Source organism: Marinovum sp. J2-8 (assembly GCF_055808435.1).
Genome location: NZ_JBVVRZ010000011.1, coordinates 71020 through 93854, shown reverse-complemented (window position 1 = coordinate 93854; position 22835 = coordinate 71020). Strand labels below are relative to the sequence as shown.

The 22835-nt window shown below is 60.7% G+C and carries 24 protein-coding genes and 1 pseudogene; 18 read left to right on the top strand and 7 right to left on the bottom strand.

What is annotated here, in order from left to right:
• Positions 1–24: 24 nt before the first annotated feature.
• On the bottom strand, positions 25–303 hold the full coding sequence (locus AC0L4F_RS21775) for a hypothetical protein (RefSeq protein ID WP_425427248.1): 279 nt from the start codon (positions 301–303) through the stop codon (positions 25–27).
• A 194-nt stretch (positions 304–497) separates the two neighbouring features.
• On the opposite strand from AC0L4F_RS21775, the gene AC0L4F_RS21770 reads away from it, so the two are divergent.
• From AC0L4F_RS21770 to AC0L4F_RS21700, 15 genes and pseudogenes are all read left to right on the top strand, one after another.
• The gene (locus AC0L4F_RS21770) at positions 498–824 is read left to right on the top strand and encodes a hypothetical protein (protein ID WP_244691451.1); all 327 of its coding nucleotides are present in this window, start codon (positions 498–500) and stop codon (positions 822–824) included.
• Positions 781–1464, top strand: coding sequence for a lytic transglycosylase domain-containing protein (locus tag AC0L4F_RS21765; RefSeq protein ID WP_244691463.1), 684 nt, complete (start codon positions 781–783; stop codon positions 1462–1464). The genes AC0L4F_RS21770 and AC0L4F_RS21765 overlap by 44 nt, the downstream gene beginning before the upstream one ends.
• Positions 1461–1751: a TrbC/VirB2 family protein gene (locus AC0L4F_RS21760; RefSeq protein WP_054540759.1), complete on the top strand. Its 291-nt coding sequence runs from the start codon at positions 1461–1463 to the stop codon at positions 1749–1751. Before AC0L4F_RS21765 ends, AC0L4F_RS21760 begins: the two co-directional genes overlap by 4 nt.
• 9 nt (positions 1752–1760) lie before the next feature.
• A pseudogene (locus AC0L4F_RS21755) lies at positions 1761–2038 on the top strand (VirB3 family type IV secretion system protein).
• A complete protein-coding gene (locus tag AC0L4F_RS21750; protein WP_244691449.1) occupies positions 2028–4412 on the top strand; it encodes a VirB4 family type IV secretion/conjugal transfer ATPase in 2385 nt (794 codons plus the stop codon). Before AC0L4F_RS21755 ends, AC0L4F_RS21750 begins: the two are co-directional and overlap by 11 nt.
• The gene (locus tag AC0L4F_RS21745) at positions 4409–4624 is read left to right on the top strand and encodes a hypothetical protein (protein WP_206894482.1); all 216 of its coding nucleotides are present in this window, start codon (positions 4409–4411) and stop codon (positions 4622–4624) included. Before AC0L4F_RS21750 ends, AC0L4F_RS21745 begins: the two co-directional genes overlap by 4 nt.
• Before the next feature lie 4 nt (positions 4625–4628).
• Complete coding sequence (locus AC0L4F_RS21740; protein ID WP_038073935.1) at positions 4629–5795, top strand: lytic transglycosylase domain-containing protein; 1167 nt, start codon at positions 4629–4631, stop codon at positions 5793–5795.
• Positions 5792–6589 carry a type IV secretion system protein gene (locus AC0L4F_RS21735; RefSeq protein ID WP_028095516.1) on the top strand — a complete coding sequence of 266 codons (798 nt, stop codon included), beginning with the start codon at positions 5792–5794 and terminating at the stop codon, positions 6587–6589. The genes AC0L4F_RS21740 and AC0L4F_RS21735 overlap by 4 nt, the downstream gene beginning before the upstream one ends.
• Positions 6590–6603: 14 nt before the next feature.
• Entirely contained in the window at positions 6604–7251 is a 648-nt protein-coding gene (locus AC0L4F_RS21730; RefSeq protein ID WP_043872331.1) for a VirB8 family type IV secretion system protein, read from the top strand.
• Entirely contained in the window at positions 7248–7949 is a 702-nt protein-coding gene (locus AC0L4F_RS21725; RefSeq protein WP_244691448.1) for a TrbG/VirB9 family P-type conjugative transfer protein, read from the top strand. Before AC0L4F_RS21730 ends, AC0L4F_RS21725 begins: the two co-directional genes overlap by 4 nt.
• Positions 7946–9271 (top strand): TraB/TrbI/VirB10 family type IV secretion system protein, encoded by a 1326-nt coding sequence (locus AC0L4F_RS21720; protein ID WP_244691447.1) that lies wholly within the window; start codon positions 7946–7948, stop codon positions 9269–9271. The genes AC0L4F_RS21725 and AC0L4F_RS21720 overlap by 4 nt, the downstream gene beginning before the upstream one ends.
• A 1-nt stretch (position 9272) precedes the next feature.
• On the top strand, positions 9273–10307 hold the full coding sequence (locus AC0L4F_RS21715) for an ATPase, T2SS/T4P/T4SS family (RefSeq protein ID WP_206894495.1): 1035 nt from the start codon (positions 9273–9275) through the stop codon (positions 10305–10307).
• A 15-nt stretch (positions 10308–10322) separates the two neighbouring features.
• Positions 10323–10742 carry a hypothetical protein gene (locus AC0L4F_RS21710; protein ID WP_206894497.1) on the top strand — a complete coding sequence of 140 codons (420 nt, stop codon included), beginning with the start codon at positions 10323–10325 and terminating at the stop codon, positions 10740–10742.
• On the top strand, positions 10742–11755 hold the full coding sequence (locus AC0L4F_RS21705; RefSeq protein ID WP_206894499.1) for a TrbL/VirB6 family protein: 1014 nt from the start codon (positions 10742–10744) through the stop codon (positions 11753–11755). Before AC0L4F_RS21710 ends, AC0L4F_RS21705 begins: the two co-directional genes overlap by 1 nt.
• Before the next feature lie 292 nt (positions 11756–12047).
• On the top strand, positions 12048–12644 hold the full coding sequence (locus AC0L4F_RS21700; protein ID WP_244691446.1) for a sce7726 family protein: 597 nt from the start codon (positions 12048–12050) through the stop codon (positions 12642–12644).
• Here AC0L4F_RS21700 and AC0L4F_RS21695 read toward each other — a convergent pair.
• The 6 genes from AC0L4F_RS21695 to mobC form a co-directional block, all read right to left on the bottom strand.
• Positions 12598–13683: a beta family protein gene (locus AC0L4F_RS21695; protein ID WP_206894501.1), complete on the bottom strand. Its 1086-nt coding sequence runs from the start codon at positions 13681–13683 to the stop codon at positions 12598–12600. The two genes, AC0L4F_RS21700 and AC0L4F_RS21695, sit on opposite strands and share 47 nt — an antisense overlap.
• Positions 13670–14947 (bottom strand): XRE family transcriptional regulator, encoded by a 1278-nt coding sequence (locus AC0L4F_RS21690; protein WP_206894502.1) that lies wholly within the window; start codon positions 14945–14947, stop codon positions 13670–13672. The genes AC0L4F_RS21695 and AC0L4F_RS21690 overlap by 14 nt, the downstream gene beginning before the upstream one ends.
• Positions 14944–15459 (bottom strand): DUF6932 family protein, encoded by a 516-nt coding sequence (locus AC0L4F_RS21685; protein WP_206894505.1) that lies wholly within the window; start codon positions 15457–15459, stop codon positions 14944–14946. The genes AC0L4F_RS21690 and AC0L4F_RS21685 overlap by 4 nt, the downstream gene beginning before the upstream one ends.
• A 419-nt stretch (positions 15460–15878) precedes the next feature.
• Positions 15879–17582 (bottom strand): type IV secretory system conjugative DNA transfer family protein, encoded by a 1704-nt coding sequence (locus AC0L4F_RS21680; RefSeq protein WP_244691445.1) that lies wholly within the window; start codon positions 17580–17582, stop codon positions 15879–15881.
• Positions 17575–19923 carry a relaxase/mobilization nuclease domain-containing protein gene (locus AC0L4F_RS21675; protein ID WP_244691444.1) on the bottom strand — a complete coding sequence of 783 codons (2349 nt, stop codon included), beginning with the start codon at positions 19921–19923 and terminating at the stop codon, positions 17575–17577. Before AC0L4F_RS21675 ends, AC0L4F_RS21680 begins: the two co-directional genes overlap by 8 nt.
• Entirely contained in the window at positions 19910–20497 is a 588-nt protein-coding gene (gene mobC / locus AC0L4F_RS21670; protein ID WP_058249092.1) for a plasmid mobilization relaxosome protein MobC, read from the bottom strand. Before mobC ends, AC0L4F_RS21675 begins: the two co-directional genes overlap by 14 nt.
• A 552-nt stretch (positions 20498–21049) precedes the next feature.
• Here mobC and AC0L4F_RS21665 point away from each other — a divergent pair.
• From AC0L4F_RS21665 to AC0L4F_RS21655, 3 genes are all read left to right on the top strand, one after another.
• Positions 21050–21769 (top strand): nucleotide-binding protein, encoded by a 720-nt coding sequence (locus AC0L4F_RS21665; RefSeq protein WP_244691443.1) that lies wholly within the window; start codon positions 21050–21052, stop codon positions 21767–21769.
• Between the two features lie 10 nt (positions 21770–21779).
• Positions 21780–22412 carry a hypothetical protein gene (locus AC0L4F_RS21660; protein ID WP_244691442.1) on the top strand — a complete coding sequence of 211 codons (633 nt, stop codon included), beginning with the start codon at positions 21780–21782 and terminating at the stop codon, positions 22410–22412.
• Positions 22413–22572: 160 nt separating this feature from the next.
• Positions 22573–22791 (top strand): hypothetical protein, encoded by a 219-nt coding sequence (locus tag AC0L4F_RS21655; RefSeq protein ID WP_244691441.1) that lies wholly within the window; start codon positions 22573–22575, stop codon positions 22789–22791.
• Positions 22792–22835 lie beyond the last annotated feature (44 nt).

Genomic DNA, 22835 nt, shown 5'->3' with positions numbered 1-22835 from the left:
CTGGCGGCACAAACCCGTAGTCGCTTACTCGAGAGCATTCAGGAACCTGGCGTAGTCATCACTGACCTCCCTCGCCTCAACAAAGGCGCGAGCGCGCTCGGCGTCGAGACAACGGAAGTAGTCCTGCACATCGGCAATGTAGGTCTCGAAATCGCTTCTGATCAGATCGGCGTAGGCACGCATGTCTTCTTGCGACTGAGGCAAGAACGGTCGTTCGGGAGGTACGCAATCTGCTGCCGCGGCTATCGGCATGCTTCCAAGCAGGAACGCGAACAGCAACGGTGCGTTGCGCGCAATAAACAAGCGCAGGGCAAAACTCCTTTGCCGCCTTTAAGATTATCATTCTGTCGGCTATCACCGTTATCGGAGCAAGGCGAACTTCGTCAACACGTTATTATTGTCTTGCTATCATTAATGTTGTTTTGTATCGCTCACGGTGTTGCGACCCCGTGGGCCCGATACTGCACCCAGGCAGAACAAGGACCCAAGGGAAGGCCATGATAGAAGAAGCCCCGAATGTGGTTACAGAAGACGGACTGCGCGGCTTGCTCGCCGAGGGCTACCTCATTGAGGTGGTCTGCAAGGAGAGAGCAGAGAAGCGCCATAACAGCTGGTACGGCTCGTGGGTCATCCGCGCCGCCGCCACTGATGGGCGTGACGATAAGATGCTCGTCACCAGCCGAAGCGTCCTCAAGCTCCGCGACTTCAAAACCATCGTTGGCCTTGTCAGTTTCCTGGCCGACATGGGCTGTACGACCGCTAGCATCCCACTTGAAGAAGGTGGCCGCGAGCGCCACGCAGCACCTCCGGTCAAAGGCAGCTGACCGCGCGACTGCGCTCGTCGTTGCTTTGGGTACAGGCGTTTGTTCCGCGCCCCCGGCCCTGGCCGACGGTTTCATCTTTTCGGTTGGCCCAGACGGCCAATTGATTTCCTCTTCTCAAGAGGCAAACGGGCGCCTTTTTCTCTTCGCAGAACCTCGCGGTCCTGACGCAACGAGCGAGACAGCGATCCCGGCTCGATCCGCCGCCCGCGCCACCCCAGAAATCCTCCATGCGATCGAGACCACGGCTCTGCGGTATGCCGGGCATGGTGCGCTGCGTCGCGCAGGGCTTTCAGTCACTGATTGGGCGCTCCTTTACCGGGCCAATATCGAAGTCGAGAGCGCATACAATCCGGCTGCACGTAGCCCTGTCGGTGCCATAGGCCTTGGCCAGCTTATGCCGGATACCGCCCGCGACCTCGGCGTGGACCCACATGACATTGCGCAGAACCTCGACGGATCAGCCCGCTACTTGCTGATGATGCTCGAGCAGTTCGGCGAGGGCGCTCTGGCCCTTGCGGCGTACAACGCTGGCCCTGAGGCGGTCACACGCCACGGCGGCATCCCCCCTTTTCGAGAAACCCAAGGGCATGTGGCCCGTGTGACTGCCGTGTTTGAGCGGCTCAGAGGAGATCTTTCATGACATCGAGACCTTCGATCGTCGCGCTCGGCGCGATGGCCCTTATCGTGCTGGCGGGTCCAGCGCTTGCACAGAGCATCGACCTCTCGCCTGTACAGACCCTGCTTCAAGGCATTGTCGATGCGATCACCGGTCCCTTGGGGATCGTGATTGGCACGCTCGCACTGATCGGGGTGTTCCTTTCTTGGCTCTTTGGCATCCTCGACTTTCGTCAGGCGCTTTGGGTCGTGGTTGCAATCGCGGGCATCGCCGCAGCACCCACCATCGTCGCCGCCATCTGGACCACCTGAGCTCCATCCATGGCTGACCAGTCCCGCGTGTTCATCGGTCTTCTCAGGCCACCCAAGCTGATGGGCTTGCCGATCATGTACGCAATGGTCTGGCTCTTCGGCTCGACGCTTCTGTTCCTCTGGGTGCAGAGCTGGGTGGTGGCTGTGTTCGCGGGGCTGGCCTGGCCGCGCTCTGGAAGGCCGCAGACTGGGATCCGAACTTCCTCGATGTCCTGGTGATCACCCTGCAGGAAACCCCGCCCACGACGAACCGCAAGCTGCACGGAGGCGACAGCTATGCCCCGTGATGGAATTGCCGATGAGGTTGAGAACGCCATCGATCCGCTGACCGTGCTACCCGCATGGGTCAAGGGCGAGAAGCGGCTCTCAATGATGCTGCCTTACGTGAGCCTCGTCACCGACCGAACGATCCGGACACGTGGCAACGAGCTGATGCAGTGCATCCGGCTTGAGGGGGTGAACAGCACCACGAGCGAGGACGGGCATCTCGACCGGATCGGAGGGTTGCTGGCTGGCATCGTGGCGCAGGTCGGGACCGAGTTCTCATTCTACCTGCACAAGGTCTCGAAAGCTGTCGATGTGACCCTGCCGCCCATTCCGGGCGAGGGGTTTGCTGCCGCCGTCGATCAACGCTGGCGCGCGCATCTGGGTCAATCTGGCCTGCGCGACAAGACGCTGACCCTGACGGTGCTGAAGCGCCCCGAGGTGAGCAGCCGTCTGCCTTTCGATCTGGGGGCGTCTCGCGCGCGACATGCGGCGGACACGACCCGCCGCTTGCGCAAGCTCGACGAGGTTGTGGGGTTTCTGCTGTCGTCCTTCGATCAGTTGAAGCCTCGCCTGCTTGCGGCAAGCACCGGCGAGCTTCTGGGCTTCCTCGGCTCGCTCAACACAGGCGAGGAGCATCCGCTCTTCCCCCGGTCGCGCCTCGGTGTGATCGCCGAGGACGTCGCAAATACCCGCGTCACCTTCCGCGGCACGACCATCGCGCTCTCGGACGGTGCTGTCGGCGACAAGCTCGGGGCGATCTTTGCGGTGAAAAACTACCCCGCCAAGACCGATAGCCTGATGCTCGACGAGCTGAACCTGCCCGTCGACATGGTGGTCACCCACTCCTTTGTGCCGATCAACGCCAACATCATGGCGGGCCGGATCAAGCGACAGCTGCGGCTAATGCAGGCCGCCAATGACGGTGCCGTTAGTCTGGCCCAGGAGCTGGAACTCGCGCAGGACGATCTGGAATCTAAACGTCTGATCTTCGGCGAGCACCACATGACCGTGGCGGTCTATGCCCGCTCCCAGACGGCGCTTGACGACATCGCGGCCGAAATCCGCAACATCTCCGCCACCTCCGGCGTCAACCTGATCTCGGAAGCCTTCGGGGCACGGGCGCATTTCATGGCGCAGCATCCCGGGAACACAGGGGCGCGCAGCCGCAAGGCCGCAATCACGAACCACAACTTCGCCGATCTCGCTACCTTCCACCGCACCCCGCTCGGAAAGACAGGGCGGGAAGTCCCCTGGGGCGTGTCGATCACGCTCTTTCCGACACCCGAGCGCAGTGGTTTTCGCTTCAACTTCCACGAACAGGGCGCGCCGGATCGCGAGCCCACGGGAGGCCACACGCTGATCCTCGGCCGTCCCGGCTCCGGCAAATCCGTCCTGGCGGCTTTCCTGATGACCATGGCACGGCGGGCAGGTGCGCGGGTCTTCGTCTTCGACTATCGCGCGGGCATGGAGATGGCCGTCCGCGCGCTCGGCGGCAGCTATTCGACCGTGCGGGCGGGGCGCCCCACGGGCCTCAATCCGCTCCAAACCGAGATCGACGTGCGGGGCCAGGCATGGCTTGCTGATTGGCTCGCGAGCCTCTTGGAGCGGCGCGATCGACCGCTAACCCCGGTTCAGACCAACCGATTGCAGGAAGTCGTGCGCCAGAACGCGAGCGCAGGACATGCGAGCCTACGAAACTGGTCGGATTTCGCCTCGCTGCTGGTCTCGACCGATGACGAGGGCGATCTCTTCGAGCGTATGCAGGAATGGACGGCCGAGGGTCGCTACGGCTGGATCTTCGGGGCCAATGCCGAGGACAGTTTCAGCATCGATGGAGACGTCGCGGGCTTTGACCTCACCGGCATCCTCGATTCCGAGAGCGAGCGGGAACGCATGGCGGTCCTGTCCTACCTCTTCCGCCGGGTCGAGCGGGTGATCGAGGACCGCAAGCCCACCATCATCGTCATCGACGAGGCATGGAAAGCCCTCGACAACGCCTACTTTGCGGAGCAACTCAGCAACTGGCTGGTGACCGCCCGGAAGCAGAACGCCGTCGTCGTGATGATGACGCAATATGCCAGCCAGCTCGAGCGCACACGCACCGGCAAGACCATCGTGGAAGCGGTGCCGACGCAGGTGCTATTGCCCAACATTCGTGCTTCCGCCACTGACTACGCGATGCTCGGCCTGAGCGAGAAAGAGCTCGACGTGCTTCTGGGCGTCGGCTCGGCCTCGCGGCTTGCGCTTGTACGCGACGACCGTGGTTCCGTCGTGATCGATGCCGATCTCAGCGCGCTCGGCCCGCTCGTGACCATCCTTGGCGGAATGGAGAAGGGCGAAGCGCTTGTCGGCGCCGATTATCGCGAACGTCCTGATTTCTGGAGAGTGACATGACCCGTACCATCATTCGCAGCGTCGTGCTGCTCGGGCTCGGCCTGACGCTGACAGCCTGTGCGCAGCATAACGCCCCGCAAGCCAACTGCTTCAGTTTTCGCGAGGCTCCTGCGCAGGCAGGAACCGCCACCGCCACGATCTCGACCATGGGGGCGGAGGTCACGCGCCGCGACACGGCCTGCGATTTCGTCCTCTTGGGGGCGGGCGGCTGAACCAATGCGGACCTGGCTTCCTCTCTCGATGATCGGTTTTGCGCTGGCAGGTCCCACGGCGGGGCCAGCGGTCGCCCAGGGCGTGCCGACCTTCGACCTGCGCCTCTTCGCAGAGCGGCAGGCCATCCTTGAGCAGACCGATCGGGACCTGGCATTGCAGCAGGACCGGCTAAGCCGCGAGGAGGAACTGGCCGAAATCGAGCGCCAGCAACTCGCCTCCCTCGAAGGGCTGATGGATGCCATGTCGCTTGGCGCTGGAGACGTGGCCGGAACCGTGGCGGGGCTCGAGGCGGGGCAGGGGGCGGTAGACGACGTCGAAAGCGCCGCCGCCAGTCTTTATGCGCCCGAGGACACCAATCCAGCGGCAGCGCGGATGTTTGGCGATGCCAGGGAGGGGATCGAGGAGCTGATCATCCGCGCAGCACGCGACACCCATAGTCTGTCCGGGGTCGGCCGCGCAGGTCTTTCGCTCGTGCAATGGCGCTGTCTCTTGCAGGCGCTGATCTGGCAGGAAAGTCGTTTCCAGATCGGGGCACGCTCACCCGTGGGGGCCTTCGGACTTACCCAGATCATGCCCGGTACCGCGGGCGATCTCGGGATCTACCCGGCCTATTACGACGATCCCTATCTGCAGGTCACCGGCGGTGCGCGATACCTCGCACAAATGCTGAACATGTTCGATGGCAACATTATCCATGCGCTAGCCGCCTATAACGCCGGTCCTGGCAATGTGCAGGATTATGGCGGTGTGCCGCCTTTCGCGGAAACCCAGCATTATGTCGTGGTGATCCCGCAGCAGTACAACAGCTACCTCGCGGCTGTAGGCGGCATCGATGCGCTCGGCACCATCGACCCTGTGCTCCTCGCCAACGCGAGTTTCAGCCTCTCGGCCCACGGCGCAGGGGTCTATGGCGACTATTCGCTGGTCTCGGTCCGTGCCGCCGCCCTGCGGGTTCAGGACATCATCACCCGCATTGGTGAGACCGAGGATCTCCACGAGGCCATCGCGCTCAACACCTATGCCCGGGCCGAACTGGCCCGGCTGGTAGCAATCCGGACCCGGATCAAGGCCGCCCGAACCGAACCACTCAGTGCCGAGCAGATCGCCTTGGCGGCAGCGCAAGCTGCCGAACGGCAATACATGGATTTTAGTCAGGAGGATTTGCGTTGAACCTGCGCCTGCCCCGTTCCCTTTTCGCCGGTAGCATCGCTCTCGCGCTTGCCCTCAATGTCACCGGACCTGTCGCGGCACAGGGTGTGCCCACGGTGGACACTCAGAACATTGCTCAGGAAATCCGCCAGCTTCAACAGATGCTGCAGGATTTCGGGATCCAGACCGATCTTCTGGACAATGCGTTGGAGCAACTGGACATGCTGCAAAGCCAACTCGATCAGCTGAACGAGATGTATGCCTCGCTCACCGGGCCGCGCAGCATCCTCGGACTTGCCATGGGCGGGGACCTCGATACCTTGCTTGAGGCCAACTTCGAAGACATCCCCGGCCTGATCCGAGGCATCCAGGCGGGCGATTGGAGCGCGCTCATCGGGCCCAATGCCGGGCCCATGCGCACGCAGATGGAACAGGCGCTGGCAAGCGCCGGGTTCGACGAGGATTCACTCCGCGAGATCGCCACCAGCGGCAATCCGGGCGCCGAAGGCGTGGCCACGCGGGCAACCACAGGTGCTGTGATGTCGGCGGCGGCGCAGAACAGCCACGCAGAGGCGGAACAGTCTCTCGAACGGGTGGAACGTCTGGTCGAGATGATCCCGGACATGGAGGATCTCAAAGCCTCGATGGATCATAACACCCGCGTCACGGCGGAACTCGCCATCGCTATGACCCGGATGTGGGAGCTGGAAGCGATTCAAACCCTAGGCGCAGGCAATGCAGGCGTGGTTGATGCCGCCACCGTTGCTGAAGAACGCCGCTACATGGACTTCACCTTGCCGGACCTTGAGCCATGAGTAGGGCAGGGGTGATGACTGCGCGCGAGCTCGTGGAAGAGGAACTTGTCTACGGTGCCCTGCGCCGGGAACAGCTTTGGCGGATGATCGGCATTTCCGGGGCAGGCTTTGGCGTATTCGGCTGTTTGACGGCTGCGGCTGTCGCGCTGATGGTCGAGACGCCGCCTCCCGTGGTTGTGCCCTACGATCCCGCGACCGGGATGGCGCTCCCCAATGCCACGGTTGAAACCGTGTCGCTCGCCGAACGGCCTGCCGTGATCGAAGCGCAAATCTACCGCTACATTTTCGACCGCGAAACCTACAACCAGCTCGACAACGATCTTCGTGTCCGCCGTGTCCTGGCACAGTCTTCCGGATCGGCCGAGGCCAGCATGCGCGCGATGTGGACATCGGGGCAGGACAGCTATCCGCCGACGCGTTACGGGGCTGCGGCCGAGATGGCTGTCGAGATCGCATCGATCACCCTTATTGGCGATAACCGCGCCCAGGTGCGGCTCAGAAAGCGCCTGACCAGCCCTCAGGGGGTACAGGATGGATCGTTCACTGCCACGTTGATGTTCGAATTCCGGCCCGAGCGGACCCGCGCGATCGACGATGTTTGGCAAAACCCTTTCGGTTTCACCGTTACCCAATATGCCATCCGATCGGACCGTTCCGAATGACTCGCACTCCAATCTCTACGCTGCTGGCCGCCAGTATTCTCGCGTTCGCGGGAACGACTGCTTTGGCCGAAACTACGCCCCGCCCAGGTTCTCATGACAATCGCGTGCGCGTCGCGACCTGGACTGAAGGCCAGGTTTACCGTGTCGTCACGACTCTGACCCGCGTCACCACAGTCGAATTCGGTGAGGGTGAAACCATCCGCTCGATCATCGCCGGCGATACGGTCGGGTTTCAATTCGACGGTGTCCCGGGTGGCCGTGCCTTCGCCATCAAGCCGACAGCATCTGGCGTCGCCACCAACATCACCGTCTACACCAACCGCCGCTCCTACTACTTCCATGTCGTCGAAGCCCGGGAGACGCCGCATTATGTCGTGCAGTTCCGCTATCCTGAAAACCGCGTGCAACCCACCAGGGCGGTTGCGGCCGATGCGCCGAACGCGAACTATGCGGTCAGTGCCCGAGAAGAGTTCACGCCGACGGCCATCTGGGATGATGGTACCTTTACGTATTTCCGGTTTTCACGGAACGCGCCGGTGCCCGCCATCTTCCGATATTCGAACGGCAGGGAACGCGCGGTCAACAGCCAGGCCTTGAGTGACGGCGTCATCCGCGTGTCCGGCGTCAACCGACAATGGGTCCTTCGCCTTGGCGAAGAGGTGGTTTGCGTCCAGGACGCAGGACAGGCCACATCATGACCGAAGGTACGGAAGACCTCGCCGCGCGCCTCGCGGCTCTCGAAGGCTCGACTGGCAAAGCGAAGGCCAACAAGCGGCCTGCGCCGCTTGCCGCGATCCTTGGGGTCGTCGGCATCGCGGCAGCAGGTGGTCTGGCGTGGGCTGCGCTACAGCCGTCGGCAGAAGCACCAATGGCGACCGCCGCGCCGGAAGAGTTCCAGAGTAGCGGCCCCGGATTCGGAGATCTGGCGCCGATCTCTACCCCGGAACCCAGCCAAGCCCCGCCTGCGGACACAGGTCCGAGCGAGTCTGAACTCGCGCTGATGGAAAGTCTTGCGACATTGAGAGCGGAACTCGAGGAACTGCGCGCAAGACCGGCCGAGGCCGCGGATAGCGGGGCGGAGCAGGCTATTGCGGACCTGACGGCGCAAATTGCCACCTTACAGGAAGCATCCGCCGAGGCGCAGCGTGCCCTCGAGCGGCAGCTGACCGAGCGGGATCGCGAATTGGATCAGCTCCGCATGGACTTGGAGCTTGCACGGCTTGTACCACCAGAGCCGACCTCATTGGGACCAAGTGAAGAAGAATTGCGGCTGGCCGAACTCGAAAGGCGGCGCGCAGCCGAAGCCGAGGCCCGCGCAGAGCGCATCGCGTCTCCTATGATCGCGTTCTCCGGGATGGGCGCGGGTGCGGATAGGGAGAATACGCTGGAAGCCGCGCGTCTGAATGCAGATGAAGCCTTTGTTCGTTCGGGCGCGCAACCAGCACAGGCGACACGTGCCGAAGTGATTGCGAACCCCTCGAACACGGTTGTTCAGGGCACCATGATTCAGGCTGTGACAGAGACGGCACTCGACAGCACACTGCCCGGCGCGATCCGCGCCATCGTCTCGGAAGACGTCCATTCTTTCGATGGAACGCGTATCCTGATCCCGCGCGGCGCGCGGCTGATCGGGCGCTACCGCTCCGATGTCCCACTTGCCCAATCGCGCGTCATGGTGGCATGGGACCGGATCATCTTGCCCGATAATCAGACTGTGCAGATCAGCGCCTTCGGTGGAGACGAACTCGGCCGTACTGGCACCACCGGGTTTGTCGACACCCGTTTCGCGCAACGCTTCGGCTCCGCCGCGCTGATCTCCTTGATCGACGCCCTGCCTGCGGCTGCAGCGGGTCAAATCGACAGCGAGGCGGCGGCCGATGTTGCGAGTGATGTCGGCACCGACCTGCGCGATAGCACGCAAAGCGTGATGCAGGACTATCTGGCGATCCGGCCAGTGATACATGTCGATCAGGGTACACGGATCACGGTCATGGTCGATCGTGACCTCGAGATTTTCTGACATGGCTGCAAGTTATCTGGAAGCGTCGCTCGACCGTTTCGGCCCCGAGGTCCTGCACGACGACACGATCGAGATCTGCATCAATCCCGACGGACAAGTCTGGGGCGAATTCCAGGGCGATCACTTCATGCGAGGTCTCGGCAGCCCGCTGAGCCAGACCGAGATCAAGGACCTCGGCAACCAGATCGCCTCGGCCGCCTCGACGACGCTCAGCACGAAGAAGCCCATTGTCTCGGTCTCGATCCTATATCGAGATCGCCCGATCCGCGCGCAGGTGATCCAGCCGCCGGCAGTCGAGGGCGGGTTTTCAATATCGTTGCGGTTCTTCTCCTCCCTGCCGCTGGAGGCAATCCGGCTCGGCTTCCTCTATGGAAAGGAGCGCAGCCTCGAAGGTCTGCGGCGCGAACGAAACGCCGCGCTGCGCAATGTGGTTGCCTCCGGCGACATCGACGCCGCGCTGCGCTTCTGCGTCGAGAACAAGCTCAACATGATCGTTTCGGGCGGTACATCGACCGGCAAGACGGTCGCGGCGCGCAAGATCCTTTCGCTGATTCCGTCCGAAGAGCGGATCATCACCATCGAGGAGGCGGCCGAGCTGCGCCCCGAGCAGCCCAATGCCGTGACGTTGATCGCGGACCGGGACACGGATGCCCGCAGTGCCGATGTGCTCTTGGCCTCAACGCTTCGCATGCGACCCGACCGGATCGTCCTGGGGGAAGTCCGCGGGCGCGAAGCGATGACGTTTCTCGAGGCAATCAACACCGGCCACGGTGGATCGCTGACCACGCTGCATGCCGAGACCCCACAACTTGCTGTTCGCCGCCTCGCCATCGCCGCCCTGAAAACCGATGTGCCGATGACCTTTGCCGACATGATCGATTACATCGAAGGCTCGATCGACGTGATCATCCAGGCCGGCCGCCATGAAGGCGCGCGCGGAATCACCGAGTTCTTCCTTCCAGGTCGAACCACAGATTTGAACCTCGACACGGGCGACGGCAGAGGCAAAAAGAGCCCTTCCGTCGCCGCTGAGTAAAAAAGGACCCCCCAGATGCGAAAACCAATCCTCGCAGTCATGTTTGCTGCCTTGGCGGCCCCTCTTGTGGCACAGACTTCGCCTCAGGTCTCAAACGACCTCACGGTCGATATGTCGCCCCAGCAATACCGGATCTGCAACGATCGCCCGGCGCGACCGACTTGGATGGACGAAATCAATCCGCGGGAAGCCTACAAGGCTCGGACCATGATGCGGCTCTACGAATTGCGTTCTTGGCAGGCGATCACGTCATCGGGCGATTGTGGCTGTGACATCCGCTTCCCACCTTGGGATGCTGCCTCGGCGGAATATGAAGAACGTTTTGCGACAAGTACTCAGGCGGAGCATACTCAAGCACGGTTAGCCCTCAGGGACCAACAAAACCAGATCGCCCGTGAAGTGCAGGATATCTGTGAAGCGCAAGGGACCTGGTAGTGGGTGTCGTCAGTTGGATGGTCGGAACCGCAGACGCGTTCCTTGTCGATGCAGCCGAATCCCAGTTCGGGGCTGTGGCAAGCAATGTCGGCGCGATCGTCCTGCTGATGGCCACTCTTTCGCTGATCGGCGTCTGCATTAATATGGCCTTCCAATTCCGCAGCATGGATGGGGCCAGCTTCTTTTGGTACCTGATAAAGCTGATGTTGATAGGGCTCTTCGCCTTCAATTGGGCCAACTTCAACGCGGTCGCGAATGCCATTATCGGTGGGCTCGACTATGTCGCTGGAGCCCTGATTTCCTCGGTCGGCGGCGGAGGGGCGGGAGCCACATACTTCGCGGCAGAGTTCGATGATCTCATTTCAGAGTTCAGCCAATACTTGAACGCCATCGGCAGCAACCTGAACTGGATGACAGGTGCGATCTTGGGCGGCATAGGGCTCGTTCTGTTGAGCCTTCTTGGCTTCATGACCGGCATCGTGCTCATATTTGCCAAGATGATGCTGACACTCATGCTTGGCCTTGCTCCGATCATGATCGCACTGTCGCTCTTCGACGCGACCAAGGACTTCTTCCATAGGTGGGTCTCGACGACGGTCAGCTATGCCTTCTACCCCATCGTCATCGCAGCTATGTTCTCGACCGTCGTCGGCATGGCGAATTCTCTGCTCGCCCAACTCGGTGATCCGAACTCGGCAACCAACATCGGATCACTGGTGCCGTTCTTCGTCATGGTTTTCCTGGCGAAGGGATTTGTGGCAGCAACGCCCCTGATCGTGCGTGGTATCTCGGGGAACCTCATGGTGGCGGCGGCGCCCGCCGTTGTCGCTGGAACAACCGGGGTCATGCGCGGGCTCTTCAACACAGCTGGCGTCAAAGGGAGGTCACGGATCGGGGCACTAAATACTGGAGAAGTGATTGGGCGAGGTGTTGTGCAGAGTCCAGCGGCCGTGCGGGCAGCCGCTACACAGGTCGTCAGAATGGCGGAACGCGCGAAACGCTTAGTCGGCTAGCGTGTGGGGACAAGAACTCGTAACCTTTCAGCCAATCTGTCAAAATTTCTATGGCTCTTCGAGTGCTTAACCAATGGCTCCAAGACGATCTAGGAGGATCGTCTATCGCCCCATGGCCGACCATGGGGCCACTGAACGACCAGTTAAGTCTCAACGATTACTGCATTGAAATTTTGGATGAAAATCACATTCTGACGAACAAATGCGTCGTGGAATCCGCAGAAGGCGCGAATTTTGCTTGGCCATGGACACGAATTTCGGCAGAAGAGCGGAAGGGAGGACGAAGCGAGAGATGCCAGCAGCCTTGACCAAAGATTCAGATATTCGGCAGGCGCTGCACGCGAAACGGCTGCGGAAGTACAAAGCACACCCAGATACATTGGTGATAGATGAACTGGGCCTCGCACATGCGAAAAGCCGAGTGGACGTGGCAGTCATCAACGGCTGCATTCATGGCTACGAGATCAAGAGCGCCAAGGATAATCTCGACCGGCTCGGTTCACAGATCGAAATCTACCGCCAAACGCTACAAAAGCTCACGATTGTTGCCGCACCCAAGCATATTAAAAACATCGTCGCCGACGCACCCGATTGGTGCGGTGTGATCGCCGCAGAGCAGGGACCAAGAGGCGGTATCAATTTTCAGGTGTTCCGAAATGCGGCCACCAACCCCGAGATCGATCCCGTCATGATGGCGCATCTCCTCTGGCGAGATGAGGTCATAGAACTGCTAAACAAGGCCGGATACGTCCCCAAGGAACTCCGGCGGCCGAGAAAGCAACTCTACGAGATGCTGTGCGAAGCGATGACCGTTCGAGAGATCACTGCTTCAATTCGCTCATTCATGGCGCGGCGAGAAAGCTGGAGAGGTCGTCCAGAACACGCGTGATGTGGTGATTGATCGCCACCTCCTTCCAGCGAGTCTGATTGCTTGGGCCCTCCAGATGTGCCGCACACTTCGCAATGTAGTCGTCGCCAATTGAGTAGCCGGCACCGGCGAACTTGCCACACGCCACGATCGACGCACAATGATCATGCATCTGGGAGCGATTATCATTAAATGCTCCTCCCTTGCGAACTTCCCAATCTCCCGCTGTCGTGTAGACGAGCTTGCCCGCCGCCTTGATCATTCGCATATCCAAGGCTTTGAAATCAGGATGAACAATCGTGTAGTCACCGTAGTTGGGCCGACGCATTCCCGCAGGGATCTTCCCAAGCAGTGCCTGATAGAAGAGCCAATCATGGCGGGGCAATTGGTCTGCCCCCTTGGCAACGTCCTTGAAAGTCTCAGGAATTGCCGTGCCGATCATCATGAAGTTCCGGAAGGCGTCTAGGTCGCCCAGTCTGCGCATGGCCGCAATCAACGCACCTGCGAAAGCAGCATAGGGCTCGTAGTTCGGCGATCCCAGGTCAATGACGAGGTCAATTTCGTCGAGAGATTGACAGAGAGACGCTGCCAACGCCTCAATGCGTGCGCGCACATTAGGCTTCATCAAGTCCTCCAGTCGGACAGAGATCGCAGACCCAAGGCCGTCTGTCGCAGCTATTGTCCGAACAGACGTGATGATGGCTGCCGTCGCATCAAGTGGAACGGACGGTATCGCATTCGCTTGGGTCGTACGAAGAGCCTCAAACACGTAGGCGGGAATATCTCGCCCATCATCCATCCGCTCATTTGCGATGCCGGGATGGAGGCTCACCCAAGCAGGCCTCCGGCCCCACTTGGCATTAAAGCGGGCGGCGAAAGGATGCACATGCTGGTGGACCGACTTCTTCGGCTGCCTTGCTTCAAAATCGTACTCTACTTCGGGAATGGTGATGTAGGGCACGACACGATCCTTGGCTGCGGTGGCAAGACGAGTAAGCGCCTGATACTCGCCCTGCCGCCAACGCAGCGCCGGTACATACATATCTTCAGTCAAGATCATCGCCAGCCTCCTCAAGCTGCGAGCGTACCTGACCTAGACCAATCAGATCGTTCAAAATCGTGTAGTTGCCGCGCTCCTTCCTGATCCGCCCCGCGATGATGCTCGGATCTATACCGATGGTCTCCGCATCAATTTCCACGGCCTCGTCGGACAAAGCGAAACGCGAAAGACACTGATCCCAAAGATCACCAGGTATCAGAGTATCGAGTGCAAATTTGTCGGCCTCCGCCTCGATCGCATCGCCGTCGCTACCACCCTCTTCGTCGAAGAAGTCAAAGCGCAGGCCGTCGAAAAGATGCAAGAAGACGTGACCGAGTTCGTGCAGTAGTACGAACCAGAAGTTGTCGAGGCGATCATGCCGAAGGGTGAGTGCAACGACCGGCGTTTCACCGTCTGCTAGCATGGCAGCGCCGTCGAGATATGACCCCGGAAGGTGCCGCTCAACAATCAAAACGATTCCCTTGCTGGCCAACAAATCACGAGCGCGCTTCGGTCCGTCCTTGCGCTTGGTGAGGTCCACCAGTTGCGGCATCCACCGATCATCGACTTCGAAGTGGCCGATCTCTTGCGCTTCGATCTTTCTGCGTGCTCTCTCCAGAACGCGCGCCTGCCAAGCAAGTAGAGCGTACTCGTTGGGCGCATTGCCACTGTGCATCTTCTTGCGGTGAAGAGCTGTGGCAAATTGCGGGCCAGCCGACTGCAGAAAATACTCTTTTACCCGCTCGACGGGGTTTGCACCGCGCGGCAGGTCAAACCACTTGCGCTTGATCATCTCCTTGTAAGGAAGCTGGCCCCAAACGATATCGTCGGCATCGGCCCATACGAACACCGAACCGCCAGCCTGCTTCGGCCCCTCGAAACTACCTGACGCCTTAACGCCGAGCGCCTTCGAAATCTCGATCAGCCGCCCAAGGCTAGCCCCCATGTAGTCGGTTGCTTCGTAACGCTGAACCTGTTGAGGCTTCATGCCAAGCTTCTCGGCAAGATCAGTCTGGCTCATGCCGGAAGCGATGCGCGCTTGCACAAGTACGCGCGGCAATTCTTCAAGTGCGTATGTTTTCGAGAACGAGACTTGACCGGATTTAAGAAGGTCGTATTCGGCAAGCTCTGCCCCGATATCGGCGATCTGGCTGCTAATAGCGGCGATCTCCGCCTGCTTAAGCCATGCTTGGTCGGCCTCGCGCGCCTTCGCGACAGCCAAAGCACCTTTCAGTTTATCCAGTTGTGCGCTCGCTACGTTGTACTGTTTATCACTGTAGATCATGGCTGCACCTTTCCAGAAAGAAGTGGATCGGCCGTAAGCGAAATTGCGATGATCCCCTTTTGTTTCCCCGTAAAACGGTCCTGCTGAAAAAATTCAACAAACGTAGCTCCGACATCAGAACACAACATCGAAGACGGAAAGAACTCACCTTTGAATGCGGCTTTCTGAGCGGCACGGCCGTTCTCAAATCTCAGAAATACGCCATCAAGCTTCGCTGGGTCGACGCCATTAGGATCCCAGCAGGCGTCGAAATCACCCGGCTTTGGCTTTCCTGAAATAAAGCTACCATCGAGATAGACGGTCGGACACCCTGCCCGTCGCAACCTGCCGCACGCATCGACAAGTCCATCGTGCAGTTCGCGCCGCCATGGATTCGTCGCGAACACCGCGGACACATCGTTAAGATCGGCCATATGAATTCCCGGAGGCAGTACAGGCCAAGGCGAACCGGGCAATGGGATAAGTTCTGGGATCATGCCTACAACAATATTGTTGTAAGAAAAAATTTTCAAGCTTGTTCTGCATTGATCTGAGAGAAGCGGAAACGCGGGCCTTGCTCAGGTGACGAAACGAACACCCTAAATACCGCCATCTGCGGATCACTCAGTGCCTCACCCGAAGCAGGCATCGACGAAATCTCGCTCCTGGACGACCCTAAAATTCAACCGAGCACTTTATTCCGCAGTAATCACACATGCTCTGCAAGAATTCGCTCTAGTCGTCTGAACGGCGGTTTCCAGTGCCGTCCGGTTTGCATGCCTGATCCCCAATCCTTCGATATCAAGCGACAACTGACCTTGGCCACCGCCACTCGCAGCTGCGCGTGCCGCGCGACCGCGTGCCTTCGCTAAACTGACAGGATTGATCTTCGGCGCGTTCGAGCCTTCGTCCCGCGCGACATTTGCCGCACGCACCTCCTGCAGCTCCTGCTTCAGCTTCTCCACCGTTTCCCGAGTTCGGACATCTGTCGGTCCCGCCGCAGCCCGTCCTCGTCGGGATATGGGAAGCTTCCTGATTGACCGGCGTGCAGCACCTTCAGGGCAGGGTCCTCGAAATACTTCACCCTTCTTGCCCGGATCGGCATCTGCGCGTCGATCACGAGGATGACTTCGTCGAGGTCCATTCGTCGGGCTTCATCCTCTGTCAGAAGCGGGGTATCTTCTGTCCTCTCCGAAACGCTGCGTCCCTCAAACGGATTGCGCCCGACCGCGCGTGACCGGGTCACCACGCGCTTGGTGGTCTTGCCGACGGCCTGGCTTAACTCCTCGATGGTCTTCTGCTCGGACGGTGTGAGGTAGAGCTTCACACCTGCGCCGCCCTGAAGCGACCTGCGGGTGTTCTCACCATAGATCTCGTCCAGCGCGGGGATCGTCTGGGTGACGATGGCGAGGTTGCCGCCGAAGGAGCGCAGCGTCTTGATGCTCTCGGCGACGATCGGCATTTTGCCGAGCCGGTCGAACTCGTCGAGCATGATCATGACGGGCCAAGGCTCGTCGTCTCCAGGTTCCTGAGCCTGCAGCGAGGCGATCAGGTCCGAGAAGAAGAGGCGGATCAGCGGAGCCAGCGGGCGGATCATCTCTGACTCGACCACGAGATAGATCGCATGCGGGCGGCGGCGGATATCCCGGAATGAGAAGTCAGAGGTCGCGGTGGCCGCGTCAATCGCGCGGTTGTCCCAAGTGTCGAGGCCCGATGTCATCAGGAGGGAGAGGTAGGAAGTGAGGGTGTCGTTGTTGGTCGATGCCATACGCTCGAAGATCAGTTTGGCCGACTTGTTCTTCACCTCCTGTGAACGCTTCAGGTATTCCTTCTGCTTGTCGCCCCCCGAGGCTGTGATGCGATAGATCTCGCCGATGGTCGGCACGCCGCGCTCGAAGGCCAGAAGGCCGGCCGCCACGAAGAGGTCGATACCCCCGGCCAAAAGCCCGCTCAGCTTTTCATTGTCGGTCTGCAGAAAGAGCTTCGCGGTGAGTTTAAGCTCCATCTGCTGCCGGTCGGGGTTGGTCATGGCAGCAATGCGCGCAAGCGGGTTGTAGCGATGTGTCGGTCGGTCCCAGTCGGTCGGCGCGAAGCGGAAAACCTTGTCCCCCATGCTGGTGCGGAAGCGCGAGGTCTCGCGGAAGTTCTCGCCTTTCACGTCGAGCACCACGGCGGAGCCCTTGTAGGTCAGCAGGTTCGGGATCACGAACCCCACGCCCTTGCCCCGGCCTGTAGGCGCCACGATCAGCGCGTGGGGGAAGGTTTTTGAGACTAGGAACGGGCGCTTGGATTTCGGGGAGCCGAGCTTGCCCAGAAGGAAGCCGCCGCCGGGTTTGGCAAAGAAACCGTTCCTCTTCATCTCGCTGCGAGTTTGCCAATGCGTCGTCCCGAAGCGGGTCAATGCATCCCCCAGAAGCGTGACGCTCAGCATCAGCGATGCCAGGCCGAAGCCGCCAAGGATGAGGTTCACCCAGAGGAAGTCTTTTGGTGCGGACTGAGACAGACCCCGATATTCGCGGGCAAGCAGGGTGACGTCGAAACGCGTGGGAGAAAGCCCATAGCGGAACATGACAAAGCCGGTCGCCACGACATAGCCCATGGCGAGACCGACCAGCACGAGGCTCAACACACCGAGGGCAATCTTGCCTTTATCCATGGGTGATCCCCTTCTCACCATGTGCCGCGGCGTGGCGCGCGCGCTGCGCTTCTATCAGTTCTTCCGCCAATGCATCGAGAACGCGCTCCATGGCCGGGCCATGCGCGGTGACCTCGCTGCTTTGAAGATAGGTCTTGGCGAGTTCCAGCTGGCGCAGCGGATCCTCGGTGAATGTGTCCAGGACGTCCGCGTTACCGGCCCGCAGCGCGTCGATTGCGTCGGGGCTTAGTCGCTCGTTTATCTGCCGGACGATGTCCTGCTGCTCTAACTCGGAGAGCGGGCCCTCGACGTCGGCGTTTCGCACAAAGGCCATGACGGTTGGCGCTGTCTCCTCCAGATACCGGCGCTCGGCGTAGTCCTGTCGCGCCTGGTCCTCGATCTCGAAACTGCGTTCGCTGATATAGGCACGCGACGCGCCGAGCGAACGAAGGTGATTGATTTCGTCCTGGACGGCCTGCCCGAACTCGTCATCCGGCATCTCCGTGCGATAGCGGGCGAGGGTGCGGAGCTCTTCGGTGATCGGACCGAGATGATCCGAAGGATCCCGCAAGGCGAGGTCCATGTCGCCAGCATGAAGCGTGCGGTCCTGCTCCGATACCGCATATTGCGGCGGCATTCGACTGTCAGTCATCTGTTCCCAAGCCATCGAGGCCAATTCGGCATGTTGCGGAGATCTCTGCGCATAGGCGTCGAACGCGACGCGGGCCTCTTCAACCTCCACGGCGCCGGCTCGCCTTACAGACGGGTCGTCGGAGAACGGATGATCGAAATCCGTCCGACGGAACTGCGCCACCAGCGCCCTGAACGCCTGCCGCTCCGATGGGGCAAAAATGTCGGGCCCGTCCTTCTCGAGATCACCCCCGGGTGCCGCCAACCGCTCGCCGAGCGCTGGCTCAGCGTTGTCCACCTCGTCGATCTCGGTTGGCGCGCGAAGGACGCGTACGTCGGTCAGGACATCGCCCAACCGAACATGCACGGCTTCCAGCCGGTCGAGCGCTTCTTCCCGGTCTGCAGATTTCTCCAGATCGAGGTCGCTTGCTTTGGCAATCCCCTGCAGATCCTGTGCCAGCCACTGGCGCTCCAATGCGGCATTGCCTGCCCCCTCCCGCAGGCGCGCGGCCACAGACTCGGCATCGATGCCCGTGCCTTGCAACGCCTCGGCCAGCTTTGATGCCACCTCTCCATCGTCAAGACGCGCGAGGTGTTCTTCACTTAAGTTCGGCCTTGCATAGATGCCGTCCCGGGATGGGGCATCGACCAGGGCGGCGGAGCGATCCCCGAGCGGGTTCAAATGCGCGACCGAGGCCAGAACGTCGGTCAGCTTGCGCTCGATCACCGGCCTCTCGGCCGCCGGCGCCCTGTCGATCGCCGCCTCGATCTGGCGAATGTTCTGAGAAAACTCGGTGATCAGCGTGTCGAACGCTGCTTCGTCTTGGGACATGTAGATGGCTCCGTCAGATTGAATCTGACCGCCACTGGCAAGGATGGTGCTGGCCCTCTCGAGCGCCTCGGACACGTCTTCGAAATTCGAACGGGACGCCTCCGCCGCGAGCCCGCGATAGATCAAAGCGTTGTGCCGGACGGTTTCCAGTGCGGCCGCCAAGTCAGCACCGGTTCTCTGGCGCTCGACTGGGGGACGACCTTCGTCGCGGGCCTTGTAGATTTCATCGATCTCGGCGCGGTAGGTCGTGACGCCGCGATCCAGACGACGCGTCGCCTCAAGGCGGATCCCATGAACCCGGGCCGCCTCGACCATCGCCTCGCGAAAGGCGTCGTAGTTGAAGTGATGATCCTTCCCGAGAAAGAACATTTCGCCATCCTTGCTGCGGCGGTTCAGAACGATATGCGCATGTGGATGCGCGCGATCTTGGTGTATTGCAGCAATATAGTCGAATTGCGACCCCTCACCTTGAAAGAACTTCTCGCAGACCGCCTGGGTGATATCGCGCACCTCTTCACCCCTGGTCCCAACCGGGAATGCCATCAGGAGATGCGACGTATGGCCAAGCTTGGGGCTGTAGCGCTCGTTCCACTGGTTCTCGAACCGCCGCGCCACTCGGTTGATTTCGGCTTCCGAGAGCTGCTTCTTCCCGTCATGGGTGCCGCGACTGTCGAGGATATGGGTCGACTTCGTCGTGAGATATGTGAGCTGAGCCCGTAGCTGCGCCCCGGTGTGGCAGCCCCCTTTCGAGATAGCCTTGAAGATCGCTGGCGAATAGCCGCGCGCGGCCCGAACCATCTGCGCGCCCTTGGAAAGCCCCTGCCAGGATCCCGAAACTCGGCTCCAGCCGCGGTCAAATAGCGCCGGGTCGATGCCACGGACCCGGTCACTCCGCTCCATTTTCATCCCTCTCGGCGAGGTCCGCCAGGGTAGAGCTGATCTCAAGGTCCAGCACGCTGCGCCGCGCACGCGACATCTCCTGAACCTGGTCGGCCAGATCGAAGACCAGACCCGCAAGGGCGCGGACGTCACGGTGGCTTGAGGCCGGGTAGGACAGTCTCTCGCCCCGCAGCTTGGCCTCGTTCAGACGTCGCGCGATCTGGTTCACATTGTTGCCGACCCGGTTGAGCGCGGCGCCGAGATTGCGCAACTCGTCACACATCTCGTCGTCGGGCAGGAAGACACCTTCGGCCGCCAGCATCAGGCGGCGCATGGCATCCGAGCGGTGCGCAATCCCGCGCCGCGACAGCGCCGCGTCGAACCGGCGCAGGTCGTCGTCCGAGACCCGGATCCCCACAACCCGCGATCGGCTGCCGTTCGCTGTCTGACGCTCATCCCGGTGGTTCACCACGTTGTAGATCGTCTTCAGGCTGACATCGTAGCGCGCGGCCAATGACGCCGCGGAGACGCCGTTCCGGCGCTCCTGGGCGATGGTCGATCGTTCGATCTCTGACAGTCTGCGACGGCGGGGCATTTTGAAGTTAACGTTCCTATTTCTTGCCAACTTCGTACAAGCCCGCCGACTCCCAACGCAAGTGAAGTCGGCCATAAGGGCTTGTACTCAATGTAGAAAATCGCCCTGTAGGGGCGATTTCCCGTCCTTAGTCAAATGGATCGCGCTTCGCGCTCATTGCACCACGCGATGCGGTCCCCGCATCGCGCATCGCGTCTTTTGCACCCCGTCTCTTGCACCCCGCAAGACGGGCTTTGCTGCGTGCTGACCGTCTCGCGTCACCCGCAGAACGACATACGCGAGACTGCCTCCCGTCGTCTGGAGCGCGCTATCCGTCACCTGCATTCCGTCCGCAGTACATCGCCGAGCGCATCCCGACATTTGGAGGGTGTGCGGTGCCCCGCGACGAATGCTGAAGGCGCCACGGCAGACGTCGCACGGTCATAGCACAACGCCGCCCGCTGCATGCCAAACGCGGGTCGCATCCCGACTTCTGCTTGACCCCTCCGCCTCATGCGTTTAGCGACATTTTGGTATTATCGTTGCGATTCACTATTTTTGCGGAGGATCAGAATGCCGAACGAAAATCTTGTGGTGGTCGCAGCGATGGCCCGGAAAGGGGGCAGTGGAAAAACGACGCTTTCGCGCGCCTTGATCAGCGCCGCGATCGCCGCCGGACGCAGAGTGATATTGATCGACACGGACAGCACGAGGGTACTCGGGGCCTGGCATACTCGGGCGCAAGCCGGTGGGCTGAGTTCGCCGCTTCTCTGCTCGGCCACCGTCGAAAGCGTGGCGGGTGTCGAGGATCAGATCGATCAGGTCTACATGGCAGGCACGGCAGACTTCATCTTCATCGATACCGCAGGGGTCGGTGCCGAATGGTCAGACGGCATCGCGGTGCTTGCGGACCACATCGTGACGCCCGTCATGCTGTCGACGTCTGATTTCGATGTCGGAGCGCAGACAGCTGATTGGTTTGAGAAACTGAAATCCCGCGTTGACGACCCCTCCAGCCTTCCGCGCCACCACGTCGTCCTCAACATGGTTGACCCGAAAACGACCCGTGCTGACGCGGCCCTGATTGAAGAAGCGCTCACCCGTTTTCCGGTGATTGAGACCGTCATGATGCGGCGGAACACCTACAAGGAGATGGACCAGAAGGGGCTTCTCCACGCCTTGGCGCTGGAAAAGCAATCTGATCCAAACCCTCTGATGCGTCCACATGTACGTCATGTCGTCGAGGCGCTCGAGGAGGCGACGGACATCCTCAACAATATTCTTGCTGCGTGAGGACAGTCGATTGCGCAAGAAGATCCCGACCATCACTAGGCCAGACCCAGCCTATGCCGCCACCCTGCAACAGGGTGACCGCGAGATTCCCGGGAAGGAAGATGAGGCACAGGTCACAGCAACAAAGACAGGCACCCCAGCCACTGACGTTGACGCTGATCGGCACGAGTCAGAGCTTGTGCCGGGAGGTACCGTGGCGCCGCACCAAGTCACCGCGGAAAGCTCTGACCCGCATACCAGCCTGAGAGCTCCCGTATCGGCGCGCGCATTGAGCCCGACCCGGAAGATCGACATCAGGGTCAACGCACTCGAACGACAGGAAGCTGCGCTAGAGACTTGTGGTGTTGACCCAGCACATGTGGTGCGTGCCGCCCTGCGCCGTGCAGTCAAAGGCTGGCAACTGTCGCCGGTCTTTGCGCCAATTGCTGAGGAGCGGCGCACTCGAAACACGCAGTGGCAGGCCCGTACATCTCTGGCAGTAGATACGGCCAGCCTGGGTGTCCTCCTCCGCGACCACGACCCCCTCGACGTCTTGAGTAAATGGGCTCTGATCCGCGGCCAAGTGGAACCACGCATATGGGGCGAGATCGACAAAATCTTGGAAGAAATTGCGGTTCGCGCTGCATCGCCGCATGAACCGTAAGATACCTATCTGAAAAGATAACTTGCATTTCGCCGGTGGATTTTCGCCCACCCGGAACGGTTCATCTTGCAGTTGCAGAAACCTAGTCCTAACACCAGCTAACAGGAATTTCAGACCTCAGTAGTGACGAGTTGCGAGGTCCATTTAGGAGGAACGCATTATGAATATGAAGCCCCGCCTGACTGGCGAACCGATCATGCGCATCCTCTGCAAGACATCTGAGAATCTGGTTGGCTACCTTTACCAATGGAACAATGGTGACGTGCAGCCTGCCTGGTTCGACGGCGCCATAGCGGACGTTCGCTATGAACCATTCTTCAAGCGCCGGAACAAAACCCCGCCGATCCGAAGGCCCCCAGACCGCGTCAGCAAGGTCTGACGCACCTTGAAAAGGCATAGCTCAAGGCCTCGCGTCGGTTTGTG

What these genes read in the sequence shown, in the direction of transcription:
- AC0L4F_RS21770 (WP_244691451.1), top strand. Translation starts at nt 498, where the DNA reads ATGATAGAAGAAGCCCCGAATGTGGTTACAGAAGACGGACTGCGCGGC.
- AC0L4F_RS21760 (WP_054540759.1), top strand. Translation starts at nt 1,461, where the DNA reads ATGACATCGAGACCTTCGATCGTCGCGCTCGGCGCGATGGCCCTTATC.
- AC0L4F_RS21750 (WP_244691449.1), top strand. Translation starts at nt 2,028, where the DNA reads ATGCCCCGTGATGGAATTGCCGATGAGGTTGAGAACGCCATCGATCCG.
- AC0L4F_RS21745 (WP_206894482.1), top strand. Translation starts at nt 4,409, where the DNA reads ATGACCCGTACCATCATTCGCAGCGTCGTGCTGCTCGGGCTCGGCCTG.
- AC0L4F_RS21740 (WP_038073935.1), top strand. Translation starts at nt 4,629, where the DNA reads ATGCGGACCTGGCTTCCTCTCTCGATGATCGGTTTTGCGCTGGCAGGT.
- AC0L4F_RS21730 (WP_043872331.1), top strand. Translation starts at nt 6,604, where the DNA reads ATGACTGCGCGCGAGCTCGTGGAAGAGGAACTTGTCTACGGTGCCCTG.
- AC0L4F_RS21725 (WP_244691448.1), top strand. Translation starts at nt 7,248, where the DNA reads ATGACTCGCACTCCAATCTCTACGCTGCTGGCCGCCAGTATTCTCGCG.
- AC0L4F_RS21720 (WP_244691447.1), top strand. Translation starts at nt 7,946, where the DNA reads ATGACCGAAGGTACGGAAGACCTCGCCGCGCGCCTCGCGGCTCTCGAA.
- AC0L4F_RS21715 (WP_206894495.1), top strand. Translation starts at nt 9,273, where the DNA reads ATGGCTGCAAGTTATCTGGAAGCGTCGCTCGACCGTTTCGGCCCCGAG.
- AC0L4F_RS21710 (WP_206894497.1), top strand. Translation starts at nt 10,323, where the DNA reads ATGCGAAAACCAATCCTCGCAGTCATGTTTGCTGCCTTGGCGGCCCCT.
- AC0L4F_RS21700 (WP_244691446.1), top strand. Translation starts at nt 12,048, where the DNA reads ATGCCAGCAGCCTTGACCAAAGATTCAGATATTCGGCAGGCGCTGCAC.
- AC0L4F_RS21695 (WP_206894501.1), bottom strand. Translation starts at nt 13,683, where the DNA reads ATGATCTTGACTGAAGATATGTATGTACCGGCGCTGCGTTGGCGGCAG.
- AC0L4F_RS21690 (WP_206894502.1), bottom strand. Translation starts at nt 14,947, where the DNA reads ATGATCTACAGTGATAAACAGTACAACGTAGCGAGCGCACAACTGGAT.
- AC0L4F_RS21680 (WP_244691445.1), bottom strand. Translation starts at nt 17,582, where the DNA reads ATGGATAAAGGCAAGATTGCCCTCGGTGTGTTGAGCCTCGTGCTGGTC.
- AC0L4F_RS21675 (WP_244691444.1), bottom strand. Translation starts at nt 19,923, where the DNA reads ATGGAGCGGAGTGACCGGGTCCGTGGCATCGACCCGGCGCTATTTGAC.
- mobC (WP_058249092.1), bottom strand. Translation starts at nt 20,497, where the DNA reads ATGCCCCGCCGTCGCAGACTGTCAGAGATCGAACGATCGACCATCGCC.
- AC0L4F_RS21665 (WP_244691443.1), top strand. Translation starts at nt 21,050, where the DNA reads ATGCCGAACGAAAATCTTGTGGTGGTCGCAGCGATGGCCCGGAAAGGG.
- AC0L4F_RS21655 (WP_244691441.1), top strand. Translation starts at nt 22,573, where the DNA reads ATGAATATGAAGCCCCGCCTGACTGGCGAACCGATCATGCGCATCCTC.